The 15220-nt window shown below is 62.1% G+C and carries 17 protein-coding genes; 4 read left to right on the top strand and 13 right to left on the bottom strand.

Annotated features, from left to right (window positions below):
- Positions 1 to 116: 116 nt before the first annotated feature.
- Positions 117 to 563 (bottom strand): hypothetical protein, encoded by a 447-nt coding sequence (locus AC3WQS_RS03995; RefSeq protein WP_069146443.1) that lies wholly within the window; start codon positions 561 to 563, stop codon positions 117 to 119.
- Positions 564 to 697: 134 nt separating this feature from the next.
- Entirely contained in the window at positions 698 to 1936 is a 1239-nt protein-coding gene (locus AC3WQS_RS04000) for an MFS transporter (RefSeq protein WP_046379047.1), read from the bottom strand.
- 112 nt (positions 1937 to 2048) lie between these two features.
- On the opposite strand from AC3WQS_RS04000, the gene AC3WQS_RS04005 reads away from it, so the two are divergent.
- A complete protein-coding gene (locus AC3WQS_RS04005; RefSeq protein ID WP_020970457.1) occupies positions 2049 to 2639 on the top strand; it encodes a TetR/AcrR family transcriptional regulator in 591 nt (196 codons plus the stop codon).
- On the opposite strand, the gene AC3WQS_RS04010 is transcribed toward AC3WQS_RS04005, so the two are convergent.
- Together AC3WQS_RS04010 and AC3WQS_RS04015 are read right to left on the bottom strand one after the other, a co-directional pair.
- Complete coding sequence (locus AC3WQS_RS04010; protein ID WP_302622414.1) at positions 2597 to 2824, bottom strand: GNAT family N-acetyltransferase; 228 nt, start codon at positions 2822 to 2824, stop codon at positions 2597 to 2599. The two genes, AC3WQS_RS04005 and AC3WQS_RS04010, sit on opposite strands and share 43 nt — an antisense overlap.
- Before the next feature lie 12 nt (positions 2825 to 2836).
- Complete coding sequence (locus AC3WQS_RS04015; RefSeq protein ID WP_492711684.1) at positions 2837 to 3430, bottom strand: TetR/AcrR family transcriptional regulator; 594 nt, start codon at positions 3428 to 3430, stop codon at positions 2837 to 2839.
- An 87-nt stretch (positions 3431 to 3517) separates the two neighbouring features.
- Here AC3WQS_RS04015 and AC3WQS_RS04020 point away from each other — a divergent pair, with 87 nt between their 5' ends.
- Entirely contained in the window at positions 3518 to 3904 is a 387-nt protein-coding gene (locus tag AC3WQS_RS04020; protein WP_029255997.1) for a DUF1304 domain-containing protein, read from the top strand.
- Between the two features lie 7 nt (positions 3905 to 3911).
- Here the strand turns inward: AC3WQS_RS04020 and AC3WQS_RS04025 are convergent, their stop codons facing one another.
- From AC3WQS_RS04025 to AC3WQS_RS04035, 3 genes are all read right to left on the bottom strand, one after another.
- The gene (locus AC3WQS_RS04025) at positions 3912 to 4421 is read right to left on the bottom strand and encodes a hypothetical protein (RefSeq protein WP_223304422.1); all 510 of its coding nucleotides are present in this window, start codon (positions 4419 to 4421) and stop codon (positions 3912 to 3914) included.
- 301 nt (positions 4422 to 4722) lie between these two features.
- Positions 4723 to 5568: a mycofactocin-coupled SDR family oxidoreductase gene (locus tag AC3WQS_RS04030; protein ID WP_020970454.1), complete on the bottom strand. Its 846-nt coding sequence runs from the start codon at positions 5566 to 5568 to the stop codon at positions 4723 to 4725.
- A gap of 93 nt (positions 5569 to 5661) precedes the next feature.
- The gene (locus AC3WQS_RS04035; RefSeq protein WP_492711681.1) at positions 5662 to 7578 is read right to left on the bottom strand and encodes a propionyl-CoA synthetase; all 1917 of its coding nucleotides are present in this window, start codon (positions 7576 to 7578) and stop codon (positions 5662 to 5664) included.
- Between the two features lie 177 nt (positions 7579 to 7755).
- Between AC3WQS_RS04035 and AC3WQS_RS04040 the strand changes: the two genes are divergently transcribed.
- Entirely contained in the window at positions 7756 to 9027 is a 1272-nt protein-coding gene (locus tag AC3WQS_RS04040; RefSeq protein ID WP_021332237.1) for an MFS transporter, read from the top strand.
- A gap of 4 nt (positions 9028 to 9031) precedes the next feature.
- Here AC3WQS_RS04040 and AC3WQS_RS04045 read toward each other — a convergent pair whose 3' ends face one another.
- The 6 genes from AC3WQS_RS04045 to AC3WQS_RS04070 all read right to left on the bottom strand — a co-directional run bounded on the left by AC3WQS_RS04045 (position 9032) and on the right by AC3WQS_RS04070 (position 14668).
- Entirely contained in the window at positions 9032 to 10072 is a 1041-nt protein-coding gene (locus AC3WQS_RS04045) for a hypothetical protein (RefSeq protein ID WP_492711679.1), read from the bottom strand.
- Positions 10069 to 11556: an acetyl-coenzyme A carboxylase carboxyl transferase subunits beta/alpha gene (locus AC3WQS_RS04050; RefSeq protein WP_020908744.1), complete on the bottom strand. Its 1488-nt coding sequence runs from the start codon at positions 11554 to 11556 to the stop codon at positions 10069 to 10071. The genes AC3WQS_RS04045 and AC3WQS_RS04050 overlap by 4 nt, the downstream gene beginning before the upstream one ends.
- A 93-nt stretch (positions 11557 to 11649) precedes the next feature.
- Positions 11650 to 12843, bottom strand: coding sequence for an ABC transporter permease (locus AC3WQS_RS04055; RefSeq protein WP_492711677.1), 1194 nt, complete (start codon positions 12841 to 12843; stop codon positions 11650 to 11652).
- Positions 12840 to 13736 carry an ABC transporter ATP-binding protein gene (locus AC3WQS_RS04060; protein ID WP_019744869.1) on the bottom strand — a complete coding sequence of 299 codons (897 nt, stop codon included), beginning with the start codon at positions 13734 to 13736 and terminating at the stop codon, positions 12840 to 12842. The genes AC3WQS_RS04055 and AC3WQS_RS04060 overlap by 4 nt, the downstream gene beginning before the upstream one ends.
- 43 nt (positions 13737 to 13779) lie before the next feature.
- A complete protein-coding gene (locus AC3WQS_RS04065) occupies positions 13780 to 14325 on the bottom strand; it encodes a hypothetical protein (RefSeq protein ID WP_020970450.1) in 546 nt (181 codons plus the stop codon).
- A complete protein-coding gene (locus tag AC3WQS_RS04070; protein WP_020970449.1) occupies positions 14318 to 14668 on the bottom strand; it encodes a helix-turn-helix transcriptional regulator in 351 nt (116 codons plus the stop codon). The genes AC3WQS_RS04065 and AC3WQS_RS04070 overlap by 8 nt, the downstream gene beginning before the upstream one ends.
- A 106-nt stretch (positions 14669 to 14774) precedes the next feature.
- Here AC3WQS_RS04070 and AC3WQS_RS04075 point away from each other — a divergent pair, with 106 nt between their 5' ends.
- A complete protein-coding gene (locus AC3WQS_RS04075; RefSeq protein WP_492711674.1) occupies positions 14775 to 15194 on the top strand; it encodes a hypothetical protein in 420 nt (139 codons plus the stop codon).
- The last annotated feature ends 26 nt before the right edge of the window (positions 15195 to 15220 follow it).

Consider the following 15220-nt stretch of genomic DNA (forward strand, 5'->3'; position numbering starts at 1 on the left):
GCGGGGCGTGTGCCTGGTCGTGCGGGGCCGTGTTCAACACTTCCCGCGCGCCGGACGAATGTCCAAGAACGAGTGCGTCTGAGAGGCAGATGGATTACTTATGACGACTGCTGCAGTCACACCGCACTGAGGTGGTACCCGACGCTCAGGTTCGGGTAGTAGCCGTCGATGTAGCTCGAGATGAAGTAGTGATCAGGGTCGGTGGTGCGAGTTCCGTCGGTGTCGAACTGCGGATAGTCGTTGGCCATGAAGACGGCTTGTCCGCCGCCGGGAGTGGAATAGGCGACGTCGACCGTCAGGCCGCGCGGGTCCTGGTTGTATGCCGTGACGATTTCGGTCTCGTGGGGCGCGAGCGACTGGCGTGGGCTCTGCATCCACTGTCCGTAGGGGTTGTCGGCGCCTTCGAGATGAATTGTCTGTTCGGTGTCGTTGCTGATCGTCATCGTGATGGTGTTGCCGGTCGTGGGAAGAGTTCCGGCACTGGCGATTCCGCTCAATCCCAAAGTGAGGGCGCCGGCGGCCAGAGCTGTGATTGCGGCAACTACGTAGCGTGGGTTCGTCATCGTCGGTGTCCTTTGTCCGGGTGAGCGTTCGGTTGGCTCTCTCGAAGACAACTATGTCGGAGCGGATCGATGTCGTATGTCCACTCCCCGGACCCTGTGCAGGAGGAACGGTGTGTCCACCGATCGGGGGACACCTACTCCGACACGGAGACAGCTTCGACCTTTCGCTCGCCGGTGACCAGCAGTCCGATCAGTGCGGCGGCCGCGAGAACCATGACGAGTGCTCCGTAGCCACGCGTCGTATCCACCAACCCCACCTTGCCGACCAGGTAGCCGGCCAGCAATGCCGGAAGGCTGTTGGCCAGATATGCGATGACGTAGACGGTGGACAACAACCCCGCGCGTTCGTGGTTCTCGGCCAGCGGCATGACAGTGAGGATGGTTCCCTGGAATCCTGCTCCGAAGCCGATCCCGGCAACAGCCGTACCAACCAGAATCAATACTGCAGAGGATGTTTCAGCACCGATGAGTGTGACTGCCACCCCGAGCACCAAGGCGGTGGTTCCGATCAGCATCACGGTTCGGCCGCCGAGTTTGCGGAAGGTGAGCACCGCTGCGGCTCCGAATCCCGTCAGTGTTGCGACCATGATGGCACCGATGAGCGAGCTGTGAACGTCAAGTGCGTTGCGCGCCAGCGCCGGTCCGAGCGAGAGGTAGAAACCGCCCAGCGCCCAGACCGCGATCAGGCACGGTGCGGTGAGCGCAATCATGGTTCGGGCCTCGCGAGGAACAGCAAGGGTGGGGCGTAGCGACTGCCAGGCTCCGGGGCGTCCGCCCGAAGTCTCGGGAGCGGCCCAAACCCCGAGGATCTCGAGGACGACGAGTACGAGAAGGACCAGGTAGACAGTGCTGGTTGGCCTGGGCAGGTGCTCGCTGATGAGACTCGAACCCACGGCTCCGACGGCAAGCCCCACTGTCGGAGCAACGCTGTTGATAATCGATCCGCGTCCCGGAGTGCGTTCGAGGTCGATCAACGCCGAACCCAAAGCGCTGATTGCAGCGCCGGTGGCAACACCCTGCACGACCCGGGCAATCAGCAGAATGGTCAAACCATCGGCGGAGGCGAACAGGGCGAGCGAGACCGCCTCCAAGGCGAGCGCTCCGAGCAGGACCGGGCGCCTGCCGATGTGATCGGACAGGGATCCGGCGGTCAAGAGCGTGGCGAGCAATGCGAGAGCGTAGATGCCGAACACGAGCGTCGACGCGAGCGAGGAGAATCCCCACAACTGTTGATAGTGCTCGTACAACGGTGTCGGGGTCGCGGAGGCGCCCAGGAACGTAGCGATGATGACGGCGATGAGTGTGAAAGCGACGCCTCGCCCCAAGCGTGGGCGTGAAGTGCTCTCGGTCGGTGGTGAAATGGTCGTTGTCATTGTCGTAGCGCTTCCCGTGCGGGTGGTGAAGACTTCAAACGCAAATACTTTGCGTTTGGGACGCTACGCCTGGCCGTAGCCTAATGCAACATCTTTGCGTTAGTATTGATTTATGAGTCCGTCCGCAGGTCCGCGCCCCGGTGGCCGCAGTGCGCGCATCCAACAGGCAGTGCATGCGTCGGCGCGCAAGTTGTTGGAACAGCGTGATCGGGCAGAGATCACGGTGCCGATGATCGCGACCGATGCGGGTGTGACCCCGTCGACCATCTATCGGCGGTGGGGCGACATCAACGAAGTCTTTGCCGACGTCTCGATCGAGAGATTGCGACCGGACGCCGACCCGCGTGAAACGGGTTCGCTCCGAGGGGATCTGACGATCTGGGCGCAGGACTATCTGGAGGAGATGTCTGCGCCCGTCGGTCGCGCATCGCTGCGAGATGTGCTGATGAGCGACGACCAGACGCACGCACCGGACGGTACGAAGAAGTTCAAGTGCGCCTTTTTCTGTCGGACACAGATCGACGTGATACTAGCTCGTTGGCCGGAAGCTGCTGACGTGGATGGTGATTCGGTAGTGGACCACGTGGTGGCACCGATCATCTACCGAATTCTGTTCGACCTCGAACCGGTCGCGCCGCAGCGAGTTGCGGAATTGGTGGATCAGACACTTGCGCTCGCGGCGCGGGTCGGTGCCGAAGGCTGATCGCTACGTAGTCGGGCGTGGACATGCATGTCGTGCCAGCCGTCGGCGTGCCTGGCGGAGCCTCGTCGAACACCTTCTTCGCTGAACCCTGCTTTGGTGGCAACTCGGCACGATCGTGGGTTGTGGATCGAGTGCTCGAGTTCCAATCGATGAAACCCTACTTCGCGGAATGCCCACTCGGACAGTGCGGTTACGGCCTACGTGTTCCGGCTCTGCCACTCTTCGTTCAGGCGGCGCGCGGATTCCAGAGTTGCGATCGCCTCTTCGGTATCAACTCGCGCGAGGACCAGTGCACTTACTGTGCAGGAGAGAAGGATTCGAGTGCGGTCTGAGAGCGTGGCGTCTGTCTCGGTCGGAAATGTGGCTTGTAGCCCGCTGCGAATTGCAACGGCAAGTTCTTGCCGATAGGCGCGGATCACGGCTGCCACCGCATCGTCGTGCGCGCCGAGTCCGGCAGCCGTATTGAGAAGTAGGCAACCGCGCCGAGGCGAGTCGGCGGTCATGGTGCCGATCGCGTGCTCAAGCGAGTAAAGGTAGTCGTCGACGGCGTCTGCCCCGGGATTTGTCGTGAGGCCGCGCAGACGTGGCCGGATGACATGTTCGAGGTACATCCGCACGGCGGCGTCGAACAATCCGCGCTTGTTGGTGAACGAGTTGTAGAGACTTGACCGACTCAGCCCCGTCGCGGATTCGAGGTCGCCGAGAGAGGCGCCTTCGTACCCATGTGCCCAGAAAACGTCCAAAGCGGCAGCGACCACGGCTGTTGTGTCGAATTCTTGTGATCTGCCCATCAAAGCCTCGCTCTTTCTGTATCGTTCGGTCCAGTATATATTGGACCGAACGATACAGAATTCACTCGAAGCAACAGGAGCTCACCGATGAACGTCGCCGGCTACATCTTCGCGGGACTGGCCGCAGCAGTGCACGTATACATTTTTGTCCTCGAATCGATTCTCTGGACGGCACCGAAGACCCGCGCCACGTTCGGCGTGAAGTCCGAGGAAGAGGCGATCACCACGCAGCCGCTCGCCTTCAACCAGGGCTTTTACAACCTTTTCCTGGCGATCGTGTCAGCGGTCGGCATCGTGATTGCGGCGACCGGCTCCGCGTCGGTCGGAATTGCCCTCGTCCTGGCGGGCACAGGATCGATGGTTGCCGCGGGACTGGTGCTGATTCTCTCGTCTCCCGACAAAGCCCGCGCAGCCGTCGTGCAGGTGCTTTTCCCAGCTATTGCCGTTGTTCTGCTGGTAATCCACCTGCTCTGAGTGGTCTCTATCCGCCGCCGAGTACCAGTGATTCGATCAACGCAAAAGCCCCGTTGAGTGCTCCACAATCGAAGGCTTCGGCCAGGGCGTATCCGATGACAAGTTCGTCGGTGCTCGGCGTGCTCGACCAGACTGCGTCGGTCTGTCTGGGATCGGATTCCTCGTTCTTGGAGAAGTGCCCGATCCGCAATCCGTCGCGGGTGAATGCACTGTTCGCGTCGTCGACTGGGGCGAAGTTCAAACTCACGCCGTCGACGAGTGCCGAGACAGAGTACGAGCGACGGGACAGAAACCCTTTGCCGACAGTGAGTTCGACTTCGTCGCCACCGACAGTGAAGAACAAGTCGGCGGCGGCGCGCGTTCCGATGGGTGTGCCTTCGCGGCGCGGGGCATCGACTCGACGCGTCAACAGAGCGTGTGAGTTGCCGTTTCGGACGTCGACGACCCCCGTGTCGACATCGAACGAGATCTCGACTTTTCCGTGAATCGGGTCCATTACGGCGTATTTGACCGTCACTGTGCCTACCCCCTGTAAGTGTGAACTCGGGTCCATAATACGTGGTGGGAGCGTTGTCCAGTATGCCCGAATCCAAAAAAATAGTGCCGAATGACGCGCGTTTGCGGCCAAATGCTTCTACGCTGGGTCTTGGGTTTGTTGCGCATCCCACAACGGTTTTTCCCACGCCAGACGAGGAGCGCCTATGAGGTTGTCGACTACTTGTTCTGTTGCTACGAAGGCTTGATCAAGCCGGAATTGCCTCTGCCGGATGGTGCTCGAGACCCATCCGGCAGAGGCAATTCTGCATCAGTTCGGGCCTTCAGCCGCCGGCGAATTTTTCCGAGGTGCCGAGATCGATCGGCAACGCAATGCCGGTGATCCCGCGCCCGGCCGGCCCCACCAGATAGAACACCGCATCCGCAATCACTTCGGGGTCGACCCACGGGTGGGGCAGCAGATTCAGCTTCGACATGATCGGAGCGGTATCGGCGAGGACAGGATTCTCCAAGTCTGGACGGAACGCACGAACCATCGGTTCGTTGTCGATCATCGTCGTTCGCACATTGCCCGGGTGTACAGAGTTGACCCGAATGTCCGCCCAGCCGAGTTCGTTGGCCAGAGACTTCGCCAGCCCCCGAACGGCGTGCTTCGACGCGGAATAGTGTGCGATACCCGGCACGCCTCGAAGCCCGGCCATCGAGCTGATCAACACGATGGATCCACCTCGATTGCCGTTCATGATGTGCGGAATCGACACCTTGGTCGTCAACCAAACGCCGGTGACGTTGATGTCCATCAGCTCGCGGAACTCTTCGGCGCTCAGGTCCCAGGACAATTTCGCCGACGCCGCGATTCCCGCGTTGGCGATCACGATGTCCAGTCGGCCGAGCTTCTCGACTCCGGCGTCGACCGCTGATTTCAGGGCATCGAGGTCGCGAGTGTCCGCGACGGACGCGACGATGCGCCGGCCCTGAGCTTCGACCAGGGCGACGGTCTGGGCGAGGTCGGCTTCGGTGGCCATGTCGTACCCCGCTGTTGCGACCGGCGCGCACAGATCCACCGCAATGATGTCCGCGCCCTCGGACGCGAGCTTGACGGCATGTGCGCGCCCTTGACCGCGCGCCGCTCCGGTGATGAATGCGACCTGACCGTCCAAATTGCCCATCGAACTTCCCCTGCCCGTCTGAATCGTTGAAAACTGGAACGTGTTCATACTGCTACGTTCGATGCGAGCCAGGCAGGGGAATTCTCTGAATCCTTATCCGCGAAGGAGTTTGGACAACTCGTCCAGTACGCTCGCGTCCTCGATGGTCGACGGGACCGTGTACTCCTCGTTGTCGGCAATCTGCCGCATGGTCTTGCGGAGGATCTTGCCGGAACGAGTCTTCGGTAGTGCAGCGACGACGGTGACGTCCCGGAACGTGGCGACGGCACCGATCTGGTCTCGCACCCGGGCGACCAGTTCCTGTCGGAGTGTTTCGGGATCGATGTCGACGCCGGACTTGAGCACGACGTAGCCGCTGGGGCGTTGCCCCTTGAGTTCGTCGTGAATGCCGATGACCGCGCATTCGGCGACAGCCGGGTGGCCGGCGACGACGGCCTCCATGCTTCCGGTCGAAAGGCGATGTCCGGCAACGTTGATCACGTCGTCACTTCGTCCGAGCACGAAGACGTAGTTGTCCTCGTCGATGTATCCGGAGTCGCCGGTGAGGTAATAGCCTTCGAAAGTCGACAGGTAGGACTTCACGTACCGGTCCTCGTCACGCCACAGTCCGGCGAGTGTTCCGGGAGGAAGCGGCAGGCCGATCACGATGTTGCCCTCGGTGCCCGGACCCACGAGTTCGCCCTTGCCGTCGACGATTTCGACGCGGTATCCGGGGCAGGCGACGGTGGGTGAGCCTGCTTTGATCTCCATCGGTTCGAGGCCGCGCAGGTTCGCGCAGATGGCCCAACCGGTTTCGGTCTGCCACCAGTGATCGACCACCGGGCGATCGAGAATCCGAGTAGCCCACTCGTAGGTGTCGGGATCCAAGCGCTCGCCGGCCGCGAACAGTGTGTCGAGCGACGAGATGTCGTACTTGGCAAGCTCTTTTGCATCCGGGTCGGCCTTGCGGACCGCGCGGATCGCTGTCGGAGCGGTGAAGAGTGCCGACACTTTGTATTCGGAAATGATGCGCCAGAATGCACCTGCATCGGGGGTCCCGACGGGCTTGCCTTCGTACATGACCGTCGTAGCTCCGGCGAGCAGTGGCCCGTAGACGATGTAGGAGTGGCCGACCACCCAACCGACGTCTGAGGCGGTCCACCAGACCTGGCCGGGGCTGATGTCGTAGAGATTCTTCATCGTCCACGTCAGGGCAACGGCATGGCCACCGTTGTCCCGGACGACGCCCTTGGGCTTACCGGTCGTTCCCGAGGTGTAGAGAATGTAGAGCGGATCCGTCGCGGCGACCGACACCGGGTCGGCAGGAGTTGCATCAGCGATCAGCTCGTCCCAGTCGAACCAGGCTGCGGCACTTGACTTGTAGTCGGCAGCTGCGCCGGGAATCTGCTCGCGATTCTTCACGATCACGGTGTGCGCGGGCGTGGCGGACAGTTGCAGAGCCTTCTCGACCATCGGCAGGTACTCGATTGTTCGTCCGGGTTCGAGGCCGCCGGACGCCGTCACGAGCACCACTGGACCGGCGTCGTCGATACGGGTTGCGAGTTCCTTGGCCGCAAAGCCGCCGAACACCACCGAATGCACCGCGCCGATTCGCGCACACGCGAGCATCGCGATCGCGGCCTCGGGAATCATCGGCATGTCGATGATCACGCGGTCGCCCGCCACCACACCCTGATCTTTCAAGACGCCGGCGAAGAGTGAGACCTGCTCGAGCAATTCGGTGTAGGTGTACGTGGCCTTGGTGGGGACCATCGCGGAGTCGAAGATCAGCGCGGTCTGATCGCCGCGGCCGTCGCGGACGTGCCGATCGAGGGCATTGAAGCTGGTGTTGAGCGAAGCATCCGGGAACCAGCGATAGATCGGCGCGGCAGAATCGTCGAGAGCCTTCGTGGGGGCGACATCCCAGTCGACGGCCCGCGCAGCGTCGAGCCAGAACTTCTCCGGCTGATCCATGCTCTCGCGATATGCGTCGGCATACGTGGTGTGGGACGCCTGCTCGGAAGAGCTCATCGACGTGTGTCCTCTCGTGAACTTCGCTTACCGGTGACCTGAAACACCTTAGGTCACCGTCAGTGCGGTGCGCCTCAGTAGCGGTGCGGGTACCGTCCCTTTGCGCCGGGCGGGCCTGTCCCGTCGGCCAGTGGCGCGTAGGGGTGGGGTAAGCCAGGGACGGAAAGGGGGATCGATGTGACAGGTGCAGCGCAACGCGCAGGCTTCTGGGGAGTCCTCGCTCTGCGTGACTTCCGACTGCTGTGGACCGGCGACGCAGTCAGCGGTATCGGAAACGGTGTCACGACCGTCGTACTGCCGCTGGTCGCGCTTCGCGAACTGGACGCGAGTAGCTTCCAGATCGGTGTGCTGGCATCGGCAGTGTGGTTGCCGTGGTTGATCGTCGGACTACCTGCCGGTGCCTGGATCGACCGGCTGCCACGGCGTCCGATCATGATGATCGCGAACGCTGCGTGCGCGCTGCTCTTCGCGAGCCTCGCGATCGCCGGCTTCCTGGAGGCGATGACATACGGCCACCTGCTCCTGGTCGCGCTGCTCACCGGTACAGCCACGGTCTTCTTCCAGGCGGCCTATCACTCGTATCTCCCCACGGTGCTCGCCGAAGCGGATCTTGTCGAAGGGAACTCGAAGATTCAGGGCGCCGAGGCCGCAACTCGGGTGATCGGCCCAAGCGTCGGTGGGCTGGTGGTTGCAACTGTCGGGCTTGCGGCCGGTCTGGTTGTCGACGCGTTCACGTTCGCCTTCTGCTTCGTATGCATCTGGCTGATTCGTGTGCAGGAGACCGTCCATCGCGGACAGAATCAGCGGGAACCGTTGCGACGGCAGATTGCGCTCGGACTGCGATTCGTTGCCGGTGATCCGTATCTGCGGTCGATCGTCGTCTACGGCACTCTGCTCAATTTCGGTCTCACCGGGTACACCACGATTCAGATCGTGTTCTTGGAAAAGACGGTTGGTGTGGGGGAGTTCGGACTCGGGCTTCTCTTGGCGATTGCCGGGGTGGGCGGAATTGTCGGATCGATGATCGCGCGCCCGCTCGGCCGCAGATTCGGCACTGCCCGAAGCGTTCTCATCTGTCAGTTGGTGACGGGACCGTTCATCCTGTTGGCGCCTCTGACGACGTACGGTGCCGGCCTGTTCTGGTTCTGCATCGGCGGCATGGTGATGGTTGCGGGTGTCGTGTCGTGCAACGTGGTGCTCGGCAGTTTCCGTCAAAGTTACTGTCCGCCGGACCGCCTCGGACGAGTAGTGGCAACGAGTATGTTCCTGCTGCACAGCAGCATTCCGCTCGGTGCGCTGACGGCAGGTTACCTCGGCGACGCGGTGGGACCGCGTGGGACGATGTGGATCATGGCCTGCCTGATCGCGCCGTGTGGATTGGTCTTGCTCTTCAGCCCGCTCCGCGGGATCCGCGATCTACCGAGTCGGCCGGCGATCTCGCTGCGGTAGAGAATTACTGCGGTACAGCCGCGGCGGCCTCTTCGCTTCGAATCGCGATGCGAAGTGTCGCGAGCATGAACAGTGACACTGCGAAACCGAAAAGCGCGCCGAACTGGTCCTGCGTGAACAGATAGACCTGCGTCACCAGGAGACTCACGATGAGGGATGCACGCAGGAGTCTCAGGGCTCGCAGGTACGGGCCGCGGAAGAGGAACCACACTCCCAGAACCACAAGAACTCCGGTTGCGACGGTGGAGATCTGGACCACCAGGTCGGAGACGTCGTCGGCCTCGACGACGTTCTCGGACACCAACGCGTAGATCACCTGGACAATCGCCAGAAGAGCCTGCAGTACGAACAGGGTCAGTACCAGTCGGCGGACGACACGGTGCCGGAGCAGTTCCTCAGCACGGTGGAAGAACGCGTTGCGGCCACGAGTGATCTTCGATTCGATACCGCCGGTCGGCGGAGTCTGTGAATGCAGGCCGGCTTTGATCGAATCGACGAGGTCGGTGAGGCTGCGGTCTTCGACGCCGTCGAGTACGCGGAGGGCGTGGTTGTACTGGATCTCGTCTAGCTGACCGAGAGCGAGGTCCGAGAGCGCTCGCGCCCCGATGGCGAGCCGATGACGATCATTCATTCCGCGCCGAATCACCACCTCGCGCGCGGCAAGATAGAAGAGAACGAAGACGACGTACATGATCGCGATGGCAGGTTGGTAGAAGTAATCGACGTCGGCGGTGACGAATTTTCCGACCTCGTCGATGAAGAGACCGAACCCGATTCCGCCGACGAGCGTGGCCAGGTCACGCGTGCGAGAGCCTTCGGTGATGGCGGTCGCGACGATGGCGACGGCCATCAGCAATCCGCCCCAGAGAACGTGTGCGATGTGGAGGGCGCCGCCCCCGATCTGGGGATAGCCCGTTGCCGCCAGATAAGCGCGGGTGATCAACACGGTGGCGATGCCCGCGAACAGGAACAATTCGAAACGAGCGAGTGCCGCGCGGTCGTAACTGTGTGGCAGCGTCAGCGCATTCCGGTCCTTCGTCGTCATTGCGGAACTCCCAGGTTTCGATAGCGCGCGATACGGGAGGACTGGCGATCGGTGTCCGACTCTTCGGCAAGCACGAAGAGTTCGTGCGCTATCGCAGCCCCTACCCTCTTGGAGAATTCCACGGGTTCGTCGGCCGCGTCAGGCGTTTCGGGAATGATCGCGTCGATTACGCCGTCTCGAAGCAGATCCAACGAACGAATGCCCTGCGCTGCCGCCATCTCCGGTGCGTGACTGATGTCGCGATGTACGATCGCGCTTGCGCCTTCCGGCGGCAGGGGAGCGAGCCACCCGTTCTGTGCCGCGAGTACCCGATCGGCGGGCAGCAGCGCGAGCGCCCCGCCGCCTGTTCCCTGACCGAGCAACACCGACACTGTCGGGGTCTTCAGCGTCACGAGGTCGGCGATGCAACGGGCGATCTCAGGGGCCAGTCCACGTTCTTCAGCTTCTTTGGACAGCGACGCGCCCAAAGTGTCGATCACGAGGACAAGCGGGAGTTGTAGTTCTTCGGCAAGTTTCATGCCCCGTCGCGCTTCCCTGAGCGCGGCCGGTCCCATCGTGGTGAGCGCGGATTGGCCACTGCGGTCCTGGCCGAGCAGGATGCACGGAAAGCCTCGGAAGCGGGCGAGCGAGAGCAAGATCGTCTTGTCGGTTTCACCCTGCCCGGTGCCGCTGAGCGGTACCTGTTCAGTTGCGGCATGGCGGAGCAACTGCCGGATGCCGGGTCGATCGGCCCGGCGCGAGAGCATCACCGACTGCCAGGCGGGAACATCGGGAATCTCGGGTGAGGGAATCGGGTCCGTGGCCGCCGGGGCCGGGGGATCGGTGAGCACGCATAGCGCTCGATTGACCAGCAGACGGAGGCGGTCGACGGGTACGACGCCGTCGATAACGCCGTTGCGATACAGGTTTTCGGACGTCTGGATACCGTCGGGAAACTTTTCGCCGTACAGCGATTCGTAGACACGGGGTCCGAGGAATCCCACCAGAGCACCGGGTTCCGCGACGGTGATGTGGCCGAGGGATCCCCACGAGGCAAAGACCCCGCCGGTGGTGGGATTGCGCAGGTATACCAGGTAGGGCAGGTGTGCCGCTTTGTGAACAGCCACTGCCGCAGCGATCTTCACCATCTGAACGAAGGCGACGGTGCCCTCCTGCATCCGCGTTCCGCCGGAGGTGGGCGAGGCGAGCAGCGGGAGTTGTTCTGCCGTAGCACGTTCGACGGCGGTCACGATCCGCTCGGCCGCGGCGACTCCGATGGAACCGGCGAGAAAGCTGAATTCACAGGCAATTACCGCGACCCGACGGCCCCGAACCGTACCGACACCGGTGACGACGGACTCGTCCACTCCGCTCTTCTCGCGGGCCTTCGCCAGGTCTTCTGCGTATTTCGGGCCAGGTCCGACGTCGACGGGCGGGGAGTCCCAAGAGACGAAGCTCTCGGGATCGAGTACCGCAGTGAGTAGTTCTTCGGCCGAGATTCGCACAACGTCCTCCAAGTAAGCAGCACCCCGTCCAGGATGAACCTACCTGGACGGGGTGCCGCCGGGATCGCGTGGCGCCAGTTGTGCGCTGGAGAATCAGCGTCCGAACGCCTCTTTCCATGACACGACCTTGCCGATACGAAGGATGGAGCGCTGGTAGATCTTTGCCGCGATCATCGACAACGCAGCGGTCACCACCAGCATCAGCAGAATCGTTCCCACGATCTGGAACGGAGAAGCAACACCGGCGGAAATACGCAGGGGCATGAGGATTGCCGAGAACGGCGGAATCCAACTCAACACGTTGCTCAGGGTTCCTTCTGGATTGCTCACCGAAACGAAAGCCACGCTGACCATCGCCATGACGAGCAGCGCTAGAGGCATCGCGGTGGCGTTGACGTCCTCCTGCCGCGAGACCATGGACCCGGCGGCGGCGTACAGCACGGCGAAGAAGAGGAAGCCGAGAATGAACCACCCGAGAGTGCCGAACAGAACGCCGATTGCGGTGCCCGTCACGGTCAGGACGCCCGTCGCCAGTCCGGTGGCGACGCCCGCGACGGCATAGGCAGCCATCTGCATCAGGCCGACAGCACCGATTCCGAGAACCTTGCCCCACAACAACTGCAGCGGACGAAGAGTGGAGAGCAGCAGCTCGACCACGCGACTGGACTTCTCCTCGACGACGCCCATCGCCACGTACGTTCCGAACAGCAGGATCTGCATGTACAGGAGCACCACAGCAGCGATCGACATCGCTATGCGTTGGCCCTGTTCGGGATCCGGGGGATCGATGGCATCGATGGTGACCACTGCGGTGGACGTGGCTTCGGCGAGCTGAGCCGGGTCGATCCCCGCAGCGGAAAGCGCATTCGATTGTGCTTGTTGTGCAACGGAACTCTCGATGACGGCGCGCAGATTCGTGGGCACTTCCTTCTTGGTCACGACAGTGACGCCGCCGCCCGATCCAGCGATCACGGCCACGTCGAAGTCGCCGTCCTTGACCTGGTTTCGTGCGGTTCCGTCGTCGGAAACCTCCGTCACCGTCACCGGATTTCCGAGGGTGTCGCCGATGGACACCATCGTGGCACTGAGTGATTGGTTGCCGACCAAGCCGATCTTCGACTTGTCCTCGTCGCCGCCGGAGAAGAGTGAGAAGGCGATGATGCCGCCGACGATCGCGACCAGGATGATGACGTTGCTGATCACAAAACTCTTCTTCGAGATCTGCGTCATGAATTCGCGTCGGGCGACCAACCCGATGGCTCGACCTCCGCTCAACTGGTTGCTCATGCGGCTACTACCTCTCGGAACAGATCGGTCAGTGACGGACGTCGTAGCGTGAACTCGTGCACCGGTCCGGTTTTCAACGCTGCATGCAGGATCTGCTGATCGTCGGCGGTTCCGTCGACGCTCAGGAGCGTTCGACCGTCGAGGTGGCTCAGTGTGGTGACACCGATCAGATGGTGTGCCCAGCCGACCGGCGCGTCAGGGGCGAAGACTTCGATTCGGCCGTCGCCCTTGCCTCGTAGTTCGTCGACGGTTCCGATCTCTCGCATGCTGCCGCGGCTGATGATGCCCACGCGATCGCACAAGCGCTCCACCAGATCCAGCTGATGGCTGGAGAAGATTACGGGAACACCGGTGCGAGCCTTCTCGACCAACACGTCACTCATGACATCGACCGCTACGGGGTCAAGGCCCGAAAACGGTTCGTCCAGAACGAGTACCGCTGGATCGTGAACCAGCGCGGCCGCGAGCTGCACACGTTGCTGATTACCGAGGGACAGGGAGTCGACGGTGTCCTTGACGCGTTCGGCGATACCCAGACGTTCGGTCCAGCGCTCTGTCGCCGCATGCGCATCGGCTTTCGAGAGTCCATGTAGCTCGGCCAGATAGGAAAGTTGCGCGCCCACCTTCATCTTGGGGTAGAGGCCGCGTTCCTCCGGCATGTATCCGATAGTGCGACGCACGTCGAGGTCGACGGGTTTGCCGCCGAGGCGAACTTCCCCCGAATCTGCTCCGAGCACACCCAGCGCAATGCGCATCGTGGTCGTCTTGCCGGCGCCGTTGCTGCCGACGAATCCGAAGATCTCGCCTGGTCGCACTTCGAAACTGAGGTTGTCGAGTGCAACGACGTCGCCGTAGCGTTTCGAGATGCCGTCGATCGTGAGGGTGGCTGACATGGGTCCTTCCCATCGGTCGAGTGGTGCGCTTCGGTAATACGGGTCAGAGGTCGAACTCTTCGGAATCAATCGGATCCGGGTCTGGATTGGTCCACGAGAGAATCATCGCGGGCGTGCACGCGCCGATCAGCATTGCAGTCAGTGCCAATAAACCTCCCGAGTAAGGCAGTCTCTCTACATTCCACTGCACCGACGAGGTGAAAATGAGGAAAATGGCGACAATGAAGACCAACGATTGAGTCACGCTCAACCCGACGGAACGGGCGTCGTTGCGTTGCTGGATCTCCCATTCGTCCAGAGCATGCCGCGGCGCATCCCCTTGCCTGCCCGACACGATTTGAAGTGAAGACCACGTCGGTAGGAACAACAGGGTGAGGACCGGCCATGCCACCGCGAACAGTGGGTTGAACAGGCACGCTATGCCGATGGCAACCATCGTGGCGAACAGGACTCCGAGGGCGATGACGAGCATCCGCCGACGTCGACGGGTTCGCCAATTCGGGAGCCAATGTCGGAACGTCTCCTCGTTCTGCAGGAACCGCCGAGTGCGGTGGGCCTGGTAGCGGTCGATCAGATTTGATTCAGGCACTGGGCTTTTCACTCCCCTCGGTAGTGCGGTCAGATCGGTAGACCTCCGTCGACGGTGCATTCCGGTAGACCTCCGTCGACAGTGCATTCCGGTAGACCTCCGTCGACAGCGGCCCGAACTCCGTCCGGGAGAACACCGCTTCGACCGGAAGGTCGAATACCCAGCAGATCCTGAACGCGAGATCCAGGCTGGGGTAGTGATCGCCGCGTTCGAGCGCCCCCACCGTCTGCGGGTTGACGTCGACGAGTTGTGCAAGCTGGGCCCGACTCATCTTCCGCTCGGCGCGAAGCACTCCGATGCGATTGAAGATGGGGAGCGCGTCTCCCCGTCGGACTGGGCTCATGCATCAAAGTGTTGTAAAAACCCAACAGTTTGTCAACATGAACCGCGAAGATGCCGTTTCTGGGTGGTGTCGGCGGATAGGGTTCAGGCAACAGAAGGGGCGTCGCATGGTGGTCGAAAAGTTGGTGCTCGAGAAGTCCTGCCTCGTCGTGCAGGTGCGCGAGGACGGTAGCTACAGCGTGGGACCGCAAGGGCGTGAAGTGGTCTGGCGCGATGCGATGGAAAAAGGTGCCGTCATCGGTATCGGTCAGCGCACTCCAGGGGACGTTGAGGGTGAATCGTGGTGGGTCGTGTACGGCCAGTCGGACGCCGGGGCAGACGTCACCGTTCGACTCGAGGATGGATCGCACGTGCCGGTGGGCCGTATCGGTGAGATTTTCGCCAGCGAATGGGTGAGTACCCCGCAGCAGGCCTTGCTGTATCGGTCCGATCGCCCGGTGGAGTCGCAGCCCACCAATCTCTCTGTGCTGTTCGCCAGGCCGACGTTCATGCCCAAAGCGGCGTTTCCGGAGAATGATCGCTTGTAGTTGCAGCGAGCTGCCGTCGGGAGGCT

It is taken from the genome of Rhodococcus sp. FW305-130, from assembly GCF_058788335.1.

Bases quoted from the DNA above. Each gene is read 5' to 3' on its own strand.
- AC3WQS_RS04000 (WP_046379047.1), bottom strand. From the start codon at position 1,936: ATGACAACGACCATTTCACCACCGACCGAGAGCACTTCACGCCCACGC.
- AC3WQS_RS04035 (WP_492711681.1), bottom strand. From the start codon at position 7,578: ATGAGCTCTTCCGAGCAGGCGTCCCACACCACGTATGCCGACGCATAT.
- AC3WQS_RS04005 (WP_020970457.1), top strand. From the start codon at position 2,049: ATGAGTCCGTCCGCAGGTCCGCGCCCCGGTGGCCGCAGTGCGCGCATC.
- AC3WQS_RS04055 (WP_492711677.1), bottom strand. From the start codon at position 12,843: ATGAGCAACCAGTTGAGCGGAGGTCGAGCCATCGGGTTGGTCGCCCGA.
- AC3WQS_RS04015 (WP_492711684.1), bottom strand. From the start codon at position 3,430: ATGGGCAGATCACAAGAATTCGACACAACAGCCGTGGTCGCTGCCGCT.
- AC3WQS_RS04030 (WP_020970454.1), bottom strand. From the start codon at position 5,568: ATGGGCAATTTGGACGGTCAGGTCGCATTCATCACCGGAGCGGCGCGC.
- AC3WQS_RS04075 (WP_492711674.1), top strand. From the start codon at position 14,775: ATGGTGGTCGAAAAGTTGGTGCTCGAGAAGTCCTGCCTCGTCGTGCAG.
- AC3WQS_RS04045 (WP_492711679.1), bottom strand. From the start codon at position 10,072: ATGACGACGAAGGACCGGAATGCGCTGACGCTGCCACACAGTTACGAC.
- AC3WQS_RS04070 (WP_020970449.1), bottom strand. From the start codon at position 14,668: ATGAGCCCAGTCCGACGGGGAGACGCGCTCCCCATCTTCAATCGCATC.
- AC3WQS_RS04020 (WP_029255997.1), top strand. From the start codon at position 3,518: ATGAACGTCGCCGGCTACATCTTCGCGGGACTGGCCGCAGCAGTGCAC.
- AC3WQS_RS04060 (WP_019744869.1), bottom strand. From the start codon at position 13,736: ATGTCAGCCACCCTCACGATCGACGGCATCTCGAAACGCTACGGCGAC.
- AC3WQS_RS03995 (WP_069146443.1), bottom strand. From the start codon at position 563: ATGACGAACCCACGCTACGTAGTTGCCGCAATCACAGCTCTGGCCGCC.